The 15,479-nt window shown below is 72.6% G+C and carries 21 protein-coding genes; 20 read left to right on the plus strand and 1 reads right to left on the minus strand.

The annotated features are described in order from the left end of the window. The first annotated feature begins 7 nt into the window (after positions 1-7). From hisD to KUM03_RS28935, 11 genes are all read left to right on the plus strand, one after another. Positions 8-1,351 carry a histidinol dehydrogenase gene (gene hisD / locus KUM03_RS28885; RefSeq protein WP_217252914.1) on the plus strand — a complete coding sequence of 448 codons (1,344 nt, stop codon included), beginning with the start codon at positions 8-10 and terminating at the stop codon, positions 1,349-1,351. Continuing rightward, positions 1,348-2,457: a histidinol-phosphate transaminase gene (locus KUM03_RS28890; RefSeq protein ID WP_217252915.1), complete on the plus strand. Its 1,110-nt coding sequence runs from the start codon at positions 1,348-1,350 to the stop codon at positions 2,455-2,457. The genes hisD and KUM03_RS28890 overlap by 4 nt, the downstream gene beginning before the upstream one ends. Then, on the plus strand, positions 2,454-3,047 hold the full coding sequence (hisB, locus tag KUM03_RS28895; RefSeq protein ID WP_007448566.1) for an imidazoleglycerol-phosphate dehydratase HisB: 594 nt from the start codon (positions 2,454-2,456) through the stop codon (positions 3,045-3,047). The genes KUM03_RS28890 and hisB overlap by 4 nt, the downstream gene beginning before the upstream one ends. A 3-nt stretch (positions 3,048-3,050) precedes the next feature. Continuing rightward, complete coding sequence (locus KUM03_RS28900; protein WP_217252917.1) at positions 3,051-3,215, plus strand: hypothetical protein; 165 nt, start codon at positions 3,051-3,053, stop codon at positions 3,213-3,215. Next, positions 3,206-3,859 carry an imidazole glycerol phosphate synthase subunit HisH gene (gene hisH / locus KUM03_RS28905; RefSeq protein ID WP_217252919.1) on the plus strand — a complete coding sequence of 218 codons (654 nt, stop codon included), beginning with the start codon at positions 3,206-3,208 and terminating at the stop codon, positions 3,857-3,859. Before KUM03_RS28900 ends, hisH begins: the two co-directional genes overlap by 10 nt. Positions 3,860-3,894: 35 nt before the next feature. Continuing rightward, a complete protein-coding gene (gene priA / locus KUM03_RS28910; protein ID WP_073721901.1) occupies positions 3,895-4,620 on the plus strand; it encodes a bifunctional 1-(5-phosphoribosyl)-5-((5-phosphoribosylamino)methylideneamino)imidazole-4-carboxamide isomerase/phosphoribosylanthranilate isomerase PriA in 726 nt (241 codons plus the stop codon). Further along, positions 4,617-5,021 carry a RidA family protein gene (locus KUM03_RS28915; protein WP_073721900.1) on the plus strand — a complete coding sequence of 135 codons (405 nt, stop codon included), beginning with the start codon at positions 4,617-4,619 and terminating at the stop codon, positions 5,019-5,021. Before priA ends, KUM03_RS28915 begins: the two co-directional genes overlap by 4 nt. Further along, positions 5,018-5,773: an imidazole glycerol phosphate synthase subunit HisF gene (gene hisF / locus KUM03_RS28920; RefSeq protein WP_073721899.1), complete on the plus strand. Its 756-nt coding sequence runs from the start codon at positions 5,018-5,020 to the stop codon at positions 5,771-5,773. The genes KUM03_RS28915 and hisF overlap by 4 nt, the downstream gene beginning before the upstream one ends. A 67-nt stretch (positions 5,774-5,840) precedes the next feature. Then, the gene (locus KUM03_RS28925; RefSeq protein ID WP_030186025.1) at positions 5,841-6,059 is read left to right on the plus strand and encodes a hypothetical protein; all 219 of its coding nucleotides are present in this window, start codon (positions 5,841-5,843) and stop codon (positions 6,057-6,059) included. Continuing rightward, positions 6,056-6,430, plus strand: a complete 375-nt coding sequence (locus KUM03_RS28930) for a hypothetical protein (protein WP_217252921.1) — start codon at positions 6,056-6,058, stop codon at positions 6,428-6,430. Before KUM03_RS28925 ends, KUM03_RS28930 begins: the two co-directional genes overlap by 4 nt. A gap of 4 nt (positions 6,431-6,434) precedes the next feature. Continuing rightward, positions 6,435-7,697 carry an MFS transporter gene (locus KUM03_RS28935; RefSeq protein WP_308406432.1) on the plus strand — a complete coding sequence of 421 codons (1,263 nt, stop codon included), beginning with the start codon at positions 6,435-6,437 and terminating at the stop codon, positions 7,695-7,697. 22 nt (positions 7,698-7,719) lie between these two features. Here KUM03_RS28935 and KUM03_RS28940 read toward each other — a convergent pair whose 3' ends face one another. Further along, a complete protein-coding gene (locus tag KUM03_RS28940; RefSeq protein WP_217252923.1) occupies positions 7,720-8,355 on the minus strand; it encodes a TIGR03085 family metal-binding protein in 636 nt (211 codons plus the stop codon). An 81-nt stretch (positions 8,356-8,436) separates the two neighbouring features. Here KUM03_RS28940 and hisI point away from each other — a divergent pair, with 81 nt between their 5' ends. From hisI to trpA, 9 genes are all read left to right on the plus strand, one after another. Next, positions 8,437-8,862 carry a phosphoribosyl-AMP cyclohydrolase gene (hisI, locus tag KUM03_RS28945; protein ID WP_217252925.1) on the plus strand — a complete coding sequence of 142 codons (426 nt, stop codon included), beginning with the start codon at positions 8,437-8,439 and terminating at the stop codon, positions 8,860-8,862. 47 nt (positions 8,863-8,909) lie between these two features. Then, entirely contained in the window at positions 8,910-10,400 is a 1,491-nt protein-coding gene (locus KUM03_RS28950; protein ID WP_217253075.1) for an anthranilate synthase component I, read from the plus strand. A 62-nt stretch (positions 10,401-10,462) separates the two neighbouring features. Then, positions 10,463-11,104, plus strand: a complete 642-nt coding sequence (locus KUM03_RS28955) for a TIGR02234 family membrane protein (protein ID WP_217252926.1) — start codon at positions 10,463-10,465, stop codon at positions 11,102-11,104. Positions 11,105-11,259: 155 nt separating this feature from the next. Beyond that, positions 11,260-11,511, plus strand: a complete 252-nt coding sequence (locus KUM03_RS28960) for an HGxxPAAW family protein (protein ID WP_217252927.1) — start codon at positions 11,260-11,262, stop codon at positions 11,509-11,511. Positions 11,512-11,597: 86 nt separating this feature from the next. After that, positions 11,598-12,140 (plus strand): DUF2752 domain-containing protein, encoded by a 543-nt coding sequence (locus KUM03_RS28965; protein WP_254399908.1) that lies wholly within the window; start codon positions 11,598-11,600, stop codon positions 12,138-12,140. A gap of 127 nt (positions 12,141-12,267) precedes the next feature. Continuing rightward, positions 12,268-13,077 (plus strand): indole-3-glycerol phosphate synthase TrpC, encoded by an 810-nt coding sequence (gene trpC / locus KUM03_RS28970; RefSeq protein ID WP_073721889.1) that lies wholly within the window; start codon positions 12,268-12,270, stop codon positions 13,075-13,077. Positions 13,078-13,098: 21 nt separating this feature from the next. Then, positions 13,099-13,272 carry a tryptophan biosynthesis modulator TrpM gene (gene trpM, locus KUM03_RS39350; protein WP_374225399.1) on the plus strand — a complete coding sequence of 58 codons (174 nt, stop codon included), beginning with the start codon at positions 13,099-13,101 and terminating at the stop codon, positions 13,270-13,272. A 107-nt stretch (positions 13,273-13,379) separates the two neighbouring features. Continuing rightward, positions 13,380-14,663 (plus strand): tryptophan synthase subunit beta, encoded by a 1,284-nt coding sequence (trpB, locus tag KUM03_RS28975; protein ID WP_217252929.1) that lies wholly within the window; start codon positions 13,380-13,382, stop codon positions 14,661-14,663. Next, positions 14,660-15,475: a tryptophan synthase subunit alpha gene (gene trpA / locus KUM03_RS28980; RefSeq protein ID WP_217252931.1), complete on the plus strand. Its 816-nt coding sequence runs from the start codon at positions 14,660-14,662 to the stop codon at positions 15,473-15,475. Before trpB ends, trpA begins: the two co-directional genes overlap by 4 nt. The last annotated feature ends 4 nt before the right edge of the window (positions 15,476-15,479 follow it).

Here is a 15,479-nt window from a genome sequence, read left to right on the forward strand (position 1 = left end):
TGGTTCCGTGATCTCCCGAATCGATCTGCGCGGCGACGCCCTCCCTGAGGGTCCCGCCCTGCGCGACCTGCTGCCCCGAGCCGACTTCGACGTCGCGGCCGCCCTGGACAAGGTGCGCCCGATCTGCGAGGCCGTGCATCATCGTGGCGACGCGGCGCTGATCGATTTCGCCGAGCAGTTCGACGGGGTCAGGCTCGACCAGGTGCGGGTCCCCGCCGCCGCGCTCGCCCGCGCGCTGGAGGAGCTCGACCCGGCCGTGCGCGCCGCCCTGGAGGAGTCCGTCCGCCGCGCCCGTCTCGTCCACCGCGAGCAGCGCCGCACCACGCACACCACCCAGGTCGTCCCCGGTGGCTCGGTCACCGAGAAGTGGGTGCCGGTCGACCGGGTCGGGCTGTACGCGCCCGGCGGCCGGTCGGTCTACCCGTCGTCCGTGATCATGAACGTGGTGCCCGCCCAGGAGGCCGGCGTCGAGTCGATCGCCCTCGCCTCCCCGGCGCAGGCCCCCGCTTTTGAGAATGACCCAGCCGGCGGCCTCCCGCACCCCACGATCCTCGCCGCCTGCGCCCTGCTCGGCGTCGACGAGGTGTACGCGGCCGGCGGCGCCACCGCCGTCGCCATGTTCGCGTACGGCACCGAGTCCTGCCCGCCCGCCAACATGGTCACCGGCCCCGGCAACATCTGGGTCGCCGCCGCCAAGCGCTACTTCACCGGGAAGATCGGCATCGACGCCGAGGCCGGCCCGACCGAGATCGCGATCCTCGCCGACTCCACCGCCGACCCGGCGCACGTCGCCTCCGACCTGATCAGCCAGGCCGAGCACGACCCGCTGGCCGCCGCCGTCCTGGTCACGGACTCCGTGGAGCTGGCGGACGCGGTCGAGCGGGAGCTGGAGCCCCAGGTCGCCGCCACCAAGCACATCGACGACCGGATCGTCCCGGCCCTCAAGGGCCGCCAGTCCGCGATCGTCCTGGTCGACGGCCTGGACGACGGCCTGCGCGTGGTCGACGCCTACGGCGCGGAGCACCTGGAGATCCAGACCGCCGACGCCGCCGCCGTCGCCGACCGCGTCCGTAACGCCGGCGCCGTCTTCGTCGGCCCCTGGGCGCCCGTCTCGCTCGGCGACTACGCGGCCGGGTCCAACCACGTCCTGCCCACCGGCGGCTGCGCCTGCCACTCCTCGGGCCTGTCCGTGCAGTCCTTCCTGCGCGGCATCCACATCGTCGACTACACGCGCGACGCCCTCGCCGAGGTCGCGCACCACGTGGTGACGCTGGCGGAGGCGGAGGACCTGCCCGCGCACGGTGCGGCGATCAAGGCGAGGTTCGAGTGGAAGGTTCCGGAGAGCAAGTGACGTTCGGCATCGACGATCTGCCCGTACGGGACGAGCTGCGCGGCAAGTCCCCCTACGGCGCGCCCCAGCTGGACGTGCCGGTACGGCTGAACACCAACGAGAACCCCTACCCGCTGCCCGACGCGCTGGTCGAGCGGATCACCGAGCGCGTCCGCGAGGCCGCCCGCCGGCTCAACCGCTACCCGGACCGGGACGCGGTCGAGCTGCGCACCAGGCTCGCCGAGTACCTGACCGAGACCTCCGGGTACGCCGTGGACCTCCGGGGCGTCTGGGCTGCCAACGGCTCCAACGAGGTCATCCAGCAGCTGCTCCAGGCCTTCGGCGGGCCCGGCCGCACCGCGATCGGCTTCGAGCCGTCGTACTCGATGCACGGCCTCATCGCGCGCGGCACCGGCACCGGCTGGATCTCCGGCCCGCGCCACGAGGACTTCACGATCGACGTGCCCGCCGCCGAGAAGGCGATCGCCGAGCACCGCCCGGACGTCGTCTTCATCACCACCCCCAACAACCCCACGGGCAACGCGGTCCCGGCCGAGACCGTCCTCGCTCTCCACGAGGCCGCACAGGCCGCCAAGCCGTCCATGGTCGTGGTCGACGAGGCCTACATCGAGTTCAGCCACGGCGCCTCGCTGCTGCCGCTGCTGGACGGCCGCCCGAACCTCGTCGTCTCCCGCACCATGTCGAAGGCGTTCGGCGCGGCGGGCCTGCGCCTCGGCTACCTCGCCGCGCACCCGGCCGTCGTCGACGCCGTCCAGCTCGTCCGGCTGCCGTACCACCTGTCCGCCGTCACCCAGGCGACCGCGCTGGCCGCCCTGGAACACACCGGCACGCTGCTGAAGTACGTCGAGCAGCTCAAGGCCGAGCGGGACCGGCTGGTCGCCGAACTGCGCGCCATCGGCTACGAGGTGACCGAGTCCGACGCCAACTTCGTCCAGTTCGGACGGTTCGCGGACTCCCACGAGGCGTGGCGGCGGATCCTCGACCGGGGCGTCCTGGTCCGGGACAACGGCGTACCGGGGTGGCTGCGGGTCACCGCCGGCACCCCGGAGGAGAACGACGCGTTCCTCGACGCGGTCCGTGAAGTCAAGAAGGAGCAGAACACATGAGCCGCGTGGGACGCGTGGAGCGCACGACCAAGGAGACCTCGGTCCTCGTCGAGATCGACCTCGACGGCACCGGCAAGACCGACATCGCCACCGGCGTCGGTTTCTACGACCACATGCTCGACCAGCTCGGCCGGCACGGTCTGTTCGACCTGACCGTGAAGACCGACGGCGACCTGCACATCGACTCCCACCACACCATCGAGGACACCGCCCTCGCGCTGGGCGCCGCCTTCAAGCAGGCCCTCGGCGACAAGGTGGGCATCTACCGCTTCGGCAACTGCACGGTCCCGCTGGACGAGTCCCTCGCCCAGGTCACCGTCGACCTGTCCGGCCGCCCCTACCTCGTGCACACCGAGCCCGAGAACATGGCGCCGATGATCGGCGAGTACGACGTGACGATGACCCGGCACATCCTGGAGTCCTTCGTCGCCCAGGCGCAGATCGCCCTGCACGTGCACGTGCCCTACGGGCGCAACGCGCACCACATCGTGGAGTGCCAGTTCAAGGCGCTGGCCCGCGCCCTGCGCTACGCCTCCGAGCGCGACCCGCGCGCGGCCGGCATCCTGCCCTCCACGAAGGGCGCGCTGTAACCCATGAACGGCACGTCCACCGTCCTGATCGTCGTCGGCCTGTTCTTCATCGGCGGCATCATCTCCTTCGCGAAGCAGCAGATGCCCAAGGGCCTGATCGTGCTGCTGTCCATCGGCGCCGGCATGTGCCTCCTCGCGGGCGTCCTGAGGCTGGAGGTGTGGAATTGACCTCTGCGAACTCCAAGCGGGTCGTCGTCTTCGACTACGGCTTCGGCAACGTCCGCTCCGCCGAGCGTGCCCTCGCGCGCGCGGGAGCCGACGTCGAGATCACCCGTGACTACGACAAGGCCATGAACGCCGACGGGCTGCTGGTCCCCGGCGTCGGCGCCTTCGCCGCCTGCATGGACGGCCTCCGGGCCGCCCGCGGCGACTGGGTCGTCGAGCGCCGGCTGGCCGGCGGGCGTCCGGTGATGGGCATCTGCGTCGGCATGCAGATCCTGTTCGCCCGCGGCATCGAGCACGGCGTCGAGGCCGAGGGCCTGGACGAGTGGCCCGGCACGGTCGGCCCCCTCCAGGCCGACGTCGTACCCCACATGGGCTGGAACACCGTCGAGGCACCGGCCGACTCCCAGCTCTTCGCCGGCCTCGACGCGGACACCCGCTTCTACTTCGTGCACTCCTACGCCGTCCACGACTGGTCGCTGGAGACGCACAACCCGCTGATCGCCGCCCCCAAGGTCACCTGGTCCACCCACGGCAAGCCCTTCGTGGCCGCCGTGGAGAACGGCGCCCTGTGGGCCACGCAGTTCCACCCGGAGAAGTCCGGCGACGCCGGCGCCCAGCTCCTCACCAACTGGATCGAGACCCTGTAGAGATGAGCCCGGTAGAAGAGATGAGCCCGGTAGAGATGAGCAAGCTCGAACTCCTCCCCGCCGTCGACGTCCGCGACGGCCAGGCCGTCCGCCTGGTGCACGGCGAGTCCGGCACCGAGACCTCCTACGGCTCCCCGCTGGACGCCGCCCTCGCCTGGCAGCGCTCCGGCGCCGAGTGGCTGCACCTGGTCGACCTGGACGCCGCCTTCGGCACCGGCGACAACCGCGAGCTGATCGCCGAGGTCGCGAAGGCCATGGACATCAAGGTGGAGCTGTCCGGCGGCATCCGCGACGACGACACCCTCGCCGCCGCCCTCGCCACCGGCTGCACCCGCGTGAACCTCGGCACCGCCGCCCTGGAGACCCCGGAGTGGGTCGCCAAGGTCATCGCCGAGCACGGCGACAAGATCGCGGTGGGCCTGGACGTACGGGGCACCACGCTCCGGGGCCGCGGCTGGACCCGCGACGGCGGTGACCTGTACGAGACGCTGGACCGCCTCAACAAGGAGGGCTGCGCCCGCTACGTCGTCACCGACATCGCCAAGGACGGCACCCTCCAGGGCCCCAACCTGGACCTCCTCAAGAACGTCTGCGCGGCCACCGACCGCCCGGTCGTGGCGTCGGGCGGCGTGTCGTCTCTGGACGACCTGCGCGCGATCGCCTCTCTCGTCCCGGCCGGTGTCGAGGGGGCCATCGTCGGGAAGGCCCTGTACGCGAAGGCGTTCACCCTGGAAGAAGCCTTGGAGGCTGTGTCGCCATGACATCCGAAGCCGTACGGCGCGTGCAGAGCGGAAGTCCCTGGGAAGATTCTTTCGGATTCGCACGTGCCGTGGCGGCGGGTGATCGAGTCGTCGTGGCGGGCACGACCGCCTTCAAGGGCGACATGCTGTACGGCGAGGGCGACCCGTACGAACAGGCGAAGGTGGCCTTCGGCACCGCGGTCGAGGCGATCGGCGCATTCGGACTCGGTGTCGAGTCCGTGGTCCGGACCCGTATGTACCTGGCACATTCGCGCGACGTCGATGAGGTGGGCCGTGCCCACAAGGAGCTGTTCGACTCCGTACGCCCGGTCACGACCCTGCTGGTCGTGGAGGGCTTCATCGACTCGCGGGTTCTGGTGTCAGTCGAAGTGGAAGCGTATAGAGGAGCCGTGGATTCATGACCCTGGCGGTCCGAGTCATCCCCTGCCTGGACGTGGACAACGGCCGGGTCGTCAAGGGCGTCAACTTCCAGAACCTGCGCGACGCGGGCGACCCCGTCGAGATGGCCAAGGTGTATGACGCCGAAGGCGCCGACGAGCTGACGTTCCTGGACATCACCGCCTCGTCGGGCGACCGCGAGACGACGTACGACGTGGTGCGCCGCACCGCCGAGCAGGTGTTCATCCCGCTGACCGTCGGCGGCGGTGTGCGCACCGCCGAGGACGTCGACAAGCTGCTGCGGGCCGGTGCGGACAAGGTGGGCGTGAACACGGCCGCCATCGCCCGCCCCGACCTGATCCGCGAGATCGCCGAGCGCTTCGGCCGCCAGGTCCTCGTCCTGTCCGTCGACGCCCGCCGCACCGAGGCCGGCACCTTCGAGGTGACCACGCACGGCGGCCGGCGCGGCACCGGCATCGACGCGGTGGAGTGGGCGCACCGCGCCGCCGAACTGGGCGCGGGCGAGATCCTGCTCAACTCGATGGACGCGGACGGCACGAAGGACGGCTACGACCTGGAGATGCTGGCGGCGGTCCGTAAGCACGTGACCGTCCCGGTCATCGCCTCGGGCGGCGCGGGCACCCTCGCCCACTTCGCCCCGGCGGTCGAGGCGGGCGCGGACGCGGTCCTGGCGGCGTCCGTCTTCCACTTCGGCGACCTGCGGATCGGGCAGGTGAAGGAGACGCTGCGGGGGGCGGGGCACCCGGTTCGGTAGTTCGAGACTTCCCTCTTGGTAGTGAAGGTGGTAGTGCTCACGGTTGTGGTCCCGCTAAGGTGCTCATATGCCTGGGATCACGATCGAGTTCACCGAGGAAGAGCTGGCCGAGCTGCGCGCGGAGGCCAAGGAGCAGGGCGTCGCGATCAAACGGCTCGCGCACGACATACTGACCGAGGACGTGGTGCGCCGGCGGCAGAAGCAGCGGTTCGTGGAGGGGGCGTCGAAGTACGCCCGCGAAATCATGGCCGACTTCGAGGAGCGCTTCCCGGCGGGACTGCGGTGACGCTCTACGTCGATGCCGGCTGGGTCCTCTGCGTTCAGGTCGAGGTCTCTCCGCCGAACACGCCCATCCGGGACTGGGGCGCTCTGCACTGCATGGCCGAGAGGCACAGATACGAGCGGGTCGCGGGAGAGCCCTACTACGAGGAGATCCCGACCCGAGCGGCTACGTTTTTGCACACTGCGCTGAGGCTCCGGCCGTTCACGGACTACAACGCGTCGATCGGCATCGGCTGCGTCCGTGCGTACATGGAGGCGTCGGGAACACCGGTCGATCCACAGCCCGGTGACTGGGCCAAACTGGTCTCCGACATCCGCAGCGACGAGGCCGACCTCAACGAGACCGCCCGCCTGCTCCGCGACTGGGCTGCATGACCCGGTGACCGACCTCACCGACATAGCCACCGCCCGGGCCCGCCCCACCGTCGACCACCCCGCCCACCGCGACCCCAACGTCCTGCGCTGGGTCGCCGCCTACACCACCTCCATGGTTGGGGACACCGTCTTCTACCTGGCGCTGTCCTGGGCCGCCGTGCAGAACGGCAGTCCCGCCGAGGCCGGGATCGTCACCGCCGTGAGCGCGGTGCCGCGGGCGCTGCTGATGCTGGGCGGCGGGGTGATCGCCGACCGGTTCGGGCCCCGGCGGGTCGTCATCGGCAGTGACGCCGTACGGTGCGTCACCGTGCTGGCGGTCGCCGCCGTGCTCTTCGCGACCGACCCCGGGCTGTGGCTCCTCGCCCTGCTCGCCGTCGTCTTCGGCGCCGTCGACGCCGTGTTCATGCCCGCCGTGGGGGCGCTCCCGGCGCGCATCACCGGCAAGGACCAGCTCGCCCGCGTGCAGGGCATGCGCGGCCTCGCCATCCGTTTCGCGGCCGTCGTGGGCGCCCCGCTGGGCGGGCTCGGCGTGGCGGTCGGCGGCGCGGCGGCGGCCTTCGCGGGTGCGGGGCTGCTGATCGCCGTGTCCGTGCCGCTGCTGGTCTCCGTACGGATGCGCGAGCTGCCGGCCGACGACGCGAGCGCCGCACGCGAGACCACCGCCTGGCGGGATCTGGTGGGCGGGCTCCGCTACGTCCGCCGCCACCGCGTCCTCGGCCCGCTGATGGTGGCCATCGCCCTCGGCGACCTCGGCTTCGTCGGCCCCCTCAACGTCGGCCTCACCCTGCTCGCCGACGAGCGGGGCTGGGGCGCCTCCGGGATGGGCTGGGTGCTCGCGGGGTTCGGGACCGGCGCCGGGGTCGCCGCCCTGCTGCTGACCGTACGGGGGCGCGTGCCGCGCGCCGGGTGTGTCGCCGCCGGTGCCCTCGTCCCCGGCGCGGCGGCGATCGGCGTCCTGCCGCACGCGCCCGGCCTCCCCGTGGCCGTCGGCACCGCGCTGGTCGTCGGGCTGCTCACCGGGCTCAGCGGCGCCATGTGCGGGGCCCTGCTGCAGACCCAGTCCGAGCCCGCCTACCTGGGCCGCGTCACCGCCGTCGGCGGCATCGTCAGCCTGGGCGTCGCACCGCTGAGCATGCCGCTGTCCGCCGCCGCCATCGGCGTCTGGGGCACCGGCCCGGTCTTCGCCATCAGCGCCGCGGTGTGCGCCCTGGGCGGGGTAGTCGCCCTGGCCGCACCGGGCGTACGGCGGGCCGAACTGCCCGGATAGCGGCCAACGGCTCCGGGCCGCCTCAGATCCCCAGCTGCTTCGTCTCGTGCAGCTTCGCGATCGCGTCCTCCTCGCCCTCCAGCTCCACCTTGGCCGCGCTCTGCCGCCCGTACGCGAACAGCAGCAGCTCCGACGGCTCACCCGTCGCCGTCACCACCGGCGTGCCCCGGTGGGCGACCGTCGTCTGGCCGTTCGGGCGGCGCAGCACCAGCCCCGTCGGGATGCCCCGGCCCATCAGCCGCGCGGCCCGCTCCAGCCGGGACCACAGGGCGTCCTGGAAGACCGGGTCCAGCTCGCGCGGCGACCAGTCCGGCTGGGCGCGGCGGACGTCCTCGGTGTGGACGTAGAACTCCACCGTGTTCGCCGCCTCGTCGACCTGCTTGAGCTGGAAGGGGGAGAAGCGGGGAGGCCCCGTGCGGATCAGCTGGATCAGCTCGTCGTACGGCTTCGCGCCGTACTCGTCCATGACCCGGTCCAGCCGGGACGCCAGCTGCTTGAGCATGGTGCCCCCGGCCGCGTCCGGCCGGCGCTCGCGCACCACCACGTGGGCGGCGAGGTCACGGGTGCGCCAGCCCTCGCAGAGCGTTGGCGCCTCCGGCCCCGCCGTCTCCAACAGGTCCGCGAGCAGAAGTCGTTCACGCTTGGCGAAAGTCGACATGGAGTCAGCCTACGGCCGTCCGCCGGGTCCGCCCAATGGACGGCGCCGAGGCGTGTCCGCCCCGCGCGGCACAATGGGCGCATGACCAGCAGCTCCTCCACCGACGGCAGCTCCCGGCGGCCCAGCCCGCTCGCCCCGGAGATCGCCGACCGCCTCAAGCGCAGCGCCGACGGCCTCCTGCCCGCCATCGCCCAGCAGTACGACACCGGGGAGGTGCTGATGCTCGGCTGGATGGACGACGAGGCACTGCACCGCACGCTGACGACCGGTCGCTGCACCTACTGGTCGCGCAGCCGCCAGGAGTACTGGGTCAAGGGCGACACCTCGGGGCACTTCCAGTGGGTGAAGTCCGTCGCCCTGGACTGCGACGCCGACACCGTCCTCGTCAAGGTCGACCAGGTCGGCGCCGCCTGCCACACCGGCGCCCGCACCTGCTTCGACGCGGACGTGCTGCTCGACGCCGGTACGGACGGCACGGATTCCGGCACGCTCGGCGCGGATCAGTAGGGTCTGCCCACATGGACCACAGGGACCACAGGGACCACATGGACGTCATGGACCTCGACACCTTCCGCAAGCTGGCCGCCGACCGCCGGGTGATCCCGGTCAGCCGCAAGCTCCTCGCCGACGGCGACACCCCGGTCGCGCTCTACCGCAAGCTCGCCGCCGAACGCCCCGGCACCTTCCTGCTGGAGTCCGCGGAGAACGGCCGGTCCTGGTCCCGGTACTCCTTCGTCGGCGTCCGCAGCGCCGCCACCCTCACCGAGCGGGACGGACAGGCCCACTGGCAGGGCACCCCGCCCGTCGGCGTCCCCACCGACGGCGACCCGCTCGCCGCCCTGCGCGCCACCGTCGAGGCCCTGCACACCCCGCGCGACCTCGCCCACGACCTGGGCCTGCCGCCCTTCACCGGCGGCATGGTCGGCTACCTCGGCTACGACATCGTGCGCCGCCTGGAGAAGGTCGGCCCCGGCGAGCGCGACGACCTGAGGCTCCCCGAGCTGACCATGCTCCTCACCAGCGACCTCGCCGTCATGGACCACTGGGAGGGCTCGGTCCTGCTGATCGCCAACGCGATCAACCACAACGACCTGGAAACGGGAGTGGACGAGGCGTACGCCGACGCGATCGCCCGCCTGGACGCCATGGAGGCCGACCTCACGCGCGCGGTCGCCCAGCCCCCGGCCGCCCTGCCGCCGTCCGAGCTGCCCGAGTACACGGCGCTGTGGGGCGGCACCGACTTCCAGGGAGCCGTCGAGGACATCAAGGAGCGCATCCGCGCGGGCGAGGCCTTCCAGGTCGTGCCCTCCCAGCGCTTCGAGACACCGTGCACGGCGAGCGCCCTGGACGTCTACCGGGTGCTGCGGGCCACCAACCCCTCCCCGTACATGTACCTGCTCCGCCTCGACGGCTTCGACGTCGTCGGATCGTCGCCGGAGGCGCTGGTCAAGGTCGAGGACGGGCGCGCCATGGTCCACCCCATCGCCGGGACCCGCCCCCGGGGCGCCACTCCGCAGGAGGACCAGGCCCTCGCCGAGGAACTGCTCGCCGACCCCAAGGAGCGCGCCGAGCACCTGATGCTCGTCGACCTCGGCCGCAACGACCTGGGGCGGGTCTGCGAACCCGGCTCCGTGGAGGTCGTCGACTTCATGTCCGTCGAGCGGTACTCGCACGTCATGCACATCGTCTCGACGGTCACCGGCCGGGTCGCCCCCGGCCGCACCGCCTTCGACGTCCTCACCGCCTGCTTCCCGGCCGGCACCCTCTCCGGCGCCCCCAAACCGCGCGCCCTGCAGATCATCGACGAACTCGAACCGTCCCGGCGCGGCCTGTACGGCGGCTGCGTCGGCTACCTCGACTTCGCGGGCGACTCCGACACCGCCATCGCCATCCGCACCGCCCTGCTGCGCAACGGCACCGCCTACGTCCAGGCCGGCGCCGGCGTCGTCGCCGACTCCGACCCGGTCGCCGAGGACACCGAGTGCCGCAACAAGGCCGCGGCGGTGCTCCGCGCGGTGCACACGGCCAACCGGCTGGGGCGATAGGGCCATTCTCACGCCGCGGATTCCGAACCCCGGGTGACGGTTCGCCCGGGGTTCGGGTGATAGTGGAGTACGTGACAGCTGTTCCTCACCCCCGTACCCCAGCCGCAGGACCCGCCCGGTCCGGCCGCCGGAGCCTCGCCGTCGCCCTGCTGTGCGGCGCGCTCGGCGCCGGCGTCGCCCTGCTCGCCACCCGGCAGGAGTGGTCGGAGGGCACCGCGACGGTGGCCGGCGGCGCGTTCCCGCTGACCGCCAAGGGCAGCGACGTCACGGGCGTACCCGCGGCGCTCGCCATAGTCGGCCTCGCCGCGCTCGTCGCCGTCTTCGCCGTGCGCCGCGCGGGCCGGTTCGCGGTCGCCGCCCTGCTCGCGCTCAGCGGCGCGGGCACCGTCGTCGCGGCCCTGGCCGGCGCCTCCGACAGCTCCGCCCTGGACGACAAGGCCGCCGAGGCCGCCGGCGACACCTCGGCCACCGTGGACGCCCTCACCCACACCGCCTGGCCGTACGTCGCGGCCGCCGGCGGCGCCCTGCTGCTGCTAGCCGGGCTGCTCGCGCTGCGCTACGGACGCCTGTGGCCCGCGATGTCCGGCCGCTACGAGCGCGACGGCACACCGCGTCCGCGCCGGGGGCCGCAGACCGTCGACCCGGACCGCCCCGAGGACCTCTGGAAGGCCCTCGACCGCGGCGAGGACCCGACCGGCGCCTGACCCGCGGTTCACCCGCCCCCTCCTGGGCACCCGGGGACGGCACCCGGCGTCACGCACGCGAGGGGAGCACCCCCGCTCACGGCGCGCGCGCCCGTGCGGGACAATGATCCCGAGCGTCCTGCTCAGACTTGGCACACAGCAACGAGGAGCAAGCAATGGCGGGCAGCAGCCACGGTCACACCCCGGCCGCCTGGACGGGTGTCATCATCGCCTTCATCGGTTTCTGCGTCGCGGGCGTGTTCATGGTGGCGGCCCAGCCGGTGGGCTTCTGGGCCGGCATGGTGGTCGTGCTCCTCGGCGGTGCCGTGGGCGGCATCATGCGCATGATGGGCCTCGGCCAGCCGCGCCACACCCACCCCGTGCACCAGGTCACCGGCGACAGCAAGCCGGTCGGCGCCAAGGGCTGACCCGGCGACGACACCTCCCGAGGGGCGGGCCTGCACGAGCGTGCCGGCCCGCCCCTCGCGTGCGCGCGAGGCCCCCCGGAGGCAGAATGCGCAGGGTGGACGCCGAGACCGGGAAACCGACGCCGAGCAGGACCCTCACCCAGGGCACGACCGCGACCCAGGACACGACCGTGACCCGCGACGCGACCGTGACCCCGGGCACGGCGGTGCCCCCCGCGGCGACTCGCGGACCCGCCCTCCTCGGCCGCCTGGCCGTCCCGGCCGCCGTGCTCGCGACCGTGGCCGGCGCCTTCGCCTACGTCGGGAGCGTGGACCCAAACGAACCCGGCCACTACCCCGTCTGCCCCCTGCTGCGCTTCACGGGCGTCCTCTGCCCCGGCTGCGGCGGCCTGCGCAGCGCCCACGCCTTCGTCCACGGAGACGTACCGACCGCACTGCAGGCCAACGCCCCGGCCGTCCTCGCCTATCTCGGCCTCGCCGTGCTCTGGACCGTCTGGGTGGTCCGCGCGGCGCGCGGTCGGCCCCTGCGGATCGACCTCGGACCCGTCCACCTGTGGACGGCGGGCGCGCTGATGCTGGCCTTCACGGTTGTCCGGAACCTACCGTTCGGTGGCTGGCTCCGTCCTTGATCATCCGTCGGGTGTCCAGGTAGTGGACCCCGGGTCAACCGGATGCGGGACCGGCGCCCCGCTCCGGATACCATCGCAGTGACCATACGTTCCGATACGTACCGCCGTCTGAAAGGGGGCCGCTCGCGTGAGTGTGCTCGACGAGATCATCGACGGAGTCCGTGCCGACCTCGCGGAGCGGCAGGCGCGCGTCAGCCTCGACGAGCTCAAGGAGCGCGCGGCCAAGGCACGCCCCGCCAAGGACGGCGTGTCCGCCCTGCGCGGTGACGGCGTCAAGGTCATCTGCGAGGTCAAGCGCTCCAGCCCGTCCAAGGGCGCGCTGGCCGCCATCGCCGACCCGGCCGGCCTCGCCGCGGACTACGAGGCGGGCGGCGCCGCCGTCATCTCCGTCCTGACCGAGCAGCGCCGGTTCGGCGGCTCGCTGGCCGACCTGGAGGCCGTCCGCGCCCGCGTGGACATCCCGGTCCTGCGCAAGGACTTCATCGTCACCTCGTACCAGCTCTGGGAAGCCCGCGCCCACGGCGCCGACCTGGTGCTGCTGATCGTCGCGGCCCTGGAGCAGCCAGCCCTGGAGTCGCTGATCGAGCGCGCCGAGTCCATCGGACTGACCCCGCTCGTCGAGGTCCACGACGAGGACGAGGTCGAGCGCGCGGTGGACGCCGGCGCCAAGGTCATCGGCGTCAACGCGCGCAACCTGAAGACGCTGGAGGTCGACCGCGGCACCTTCGAGCGGGTCGCCCCGGAGATCCCCGCGCACATCGTCAAGGTCGCCGAGTCCGGCGTCCGCGGCCCGCACGACCTCATCGCCTACGCCAACGAGGGCGCCGACGCCGTCCTGGTCGGCGAGTCCCTGGTCACCGGCCGCGACCCCAAGACCGCCGTCGCCGACCTGGTAGCCGCCGGCGAACACCCGGCACTGCGCCACGGCCGGGGCTGACACCCCGGTAGGCTGACCTCCATGACGCTCCCGCCCACCCCGGCCCCCCGGGACCCGTACGCGCGCCTGGCGCGCGGCTGCCGCCCCCGCGGCTGCCGCGCCCCCGCCCGCCGGGTCCACGGCCGCCGGGTGCGGTACGTCATCGGAGACGAGCCGGGGCAGGTAAACGGCCGCCGATGGCAGCGCGCCCTATAGGGGCGCGGGGAACTGCGCGACCAGCCACATCCGGCCCGCAGCCGACAGACAACACCCCGCCCCCACGGCGATTAGTCACCACCAGACACTCACCGTGAGGTTCACGCATGCCCAGCAACTTCTTCATCCCCGACCCGGAGGGTCAAACCCCCAGCCCCGAAGGCTACTTCGGGGCGTACGGCGGCAAGTTCATCCCCGAGGCCCTCGTCGCCGCGGTCGACGAGGTGGCCGTCGAGTACGACAAGGCCAAGTCCGACCCCGAGTTCGCCCGGGAGCTCGACGACCTCCTCGTCCACTACACCGGCCGCCCGTCCTCTCTCACCGAGGTGCCCCGCTTCGCGGAGCACGCCGGCGGAGCCAGGATCTTCCTCAAGCGCGAGGACCTGAACCACACCGGCTCGCACAAGATCAACAACGTGCTCGGCCAGGCCCTGCTCACCAAGCGCATGGGCAAGACCCGCGTGATCGCCGAGACCGGCGCCGGCCAGCACGGCGTGGCCACGGCCACCGCCTGCGCGCTCTTCGGCCTGGACTGCACGATCTACATGGGCGAGATCGACACCCGCCGCCAGGCCCTCAACGTGGCCCGCATGCGCATGCTCGGCGCCGAGGTCATCGCCGTGAAGTCCGGCAGCCGCACGCTGAAGGACGCGATCAACGAGGCGTTCCGCGACTGGGTCGCCAACGTCGACCGCACCCACTACCTGTTCGGCACCGTCGCCGGCCCCCACCCCTTCCCGGCGATGGTCCGCGACTTCCACCGCGTCATCGGCGTCGAGGCCCGCCGCCAGCTCCTGGAGCAGGCCGGGCGCCTGCCCGACGCCGCGATCGCCTGCGTCGGCGGCGGCTCCAACGCCATCGGCCTCTTCCACGCCTTCATCCCCGACGCGGACGTCCGCCTCATCGGCTGCGAGCCCGCCGGGCACGGCATCGAGACCGGCGAGCACGCGGCGACCCTGAGCGCGGGCGAGCCCGGCATCCTGCACGGCTCACGCTCGTACGTCCTCCAGGACGACGAGGGCCAGATCACCGAGCCGTACTCGATCTCGGCCGGCCTGGACTACCCGGGCATCGGCCCCGAGCACGCCCACCTCAAGGACTCCGGCCGCGGCGAGTACCGCGCGGTCACCGACGACGCCGCCATGCAGGCACTGCGCCTGCTGTCGCGCACCGAGGGCATCATCCCGGCCATCGAGAGCGCCCACGCGCTGGCCGGTGCCCTGGAGGTCGGCAGGGAGCTGGGCAAGGACGGGCTGATCGTCGTCAACCTGTCCGGCCGCGGCGACAAGGACATGGACACCGCCGCCCGCTACTTCGGGCTGTACGACACCGACGCCGAGGTCGCCGAGGACGCCTCCGGCACCGCCGAGATCGAGGGGGACGCCAAGTGAGCGGGAACGTACGGCTGCTGGACGAGACGCTCGCCGCGGCGAAGGCCGAGGGCCGCTCCGCCCTCATCGCCTACCTCCCGGCCGGCTTCCCGACCGTGGACGGCGGCATCGCGGCGATCAAGGCCGCGCTCGACGGCGGCGCCGACGTCGTCGAGGTCGGCCTGCCGCACAGCGACCCGGTGCTCGACGGCCCGGTCATCCAGACCGCCGACGACATCGCCCTGCGCGGCGGCGTGAAGATCGCCGACGTGATGCGCACGGTCCGGGAGGCCCACGCGGCCACCGGCAAGCCGATCCTCGTCATGACGTACTGGAACCCCATCGACCGCTACGGCGTGGAGCGCTTCACCGCCGAGCTGGCCGAGGCGGGCGGCGCCGGGTGCATCCTGCCCGACCTGCCCGTCCAGGAATCGGCCCTGTGGAGGGAGCACGCGGAGAAGCACGGGCTCGCCACCGTCTTCGTGGTCGCGCCCAGCAGCAAGGACGCGCGGCTCGCCGAGATCACCGCGGCCGGCAGCGGCTTCGTCTACGCCGCTTCCCTGATGGGCGTCACCGGCACCCGCGAGTCGGTCGGCGCGCAGGCCGAGGACCTGGTGCGGCGCACCCGCGCCACCACCGACACCCCGGTCTGCGTCGGGCTCGGCGTCTCCAACGCCGTGCAGGCCGCCGAGGTCGCCCGCTTCGCCGACGGCGTGATCGTCGGCTCGGCGTTCGTCAAGCGCATGCTGGACGCCCCCGACGACGCGGCCGGCGTGGAGGGCGTCCGCGCGCTCGCCGCCGACCTGGCGAAGGGCGTGCGCGGACAGGCGTGACGAC

Source organism: Streptomyces sp. AC602_WCS936 (genome assembly GCF_019049125.1).
In the GTDB taxonomy this organism is placed as follows: Bacteria; Actinomycetota; Actinomycetes; order Streptomycetales; family Streptomycetaceae; genus Streptomyces.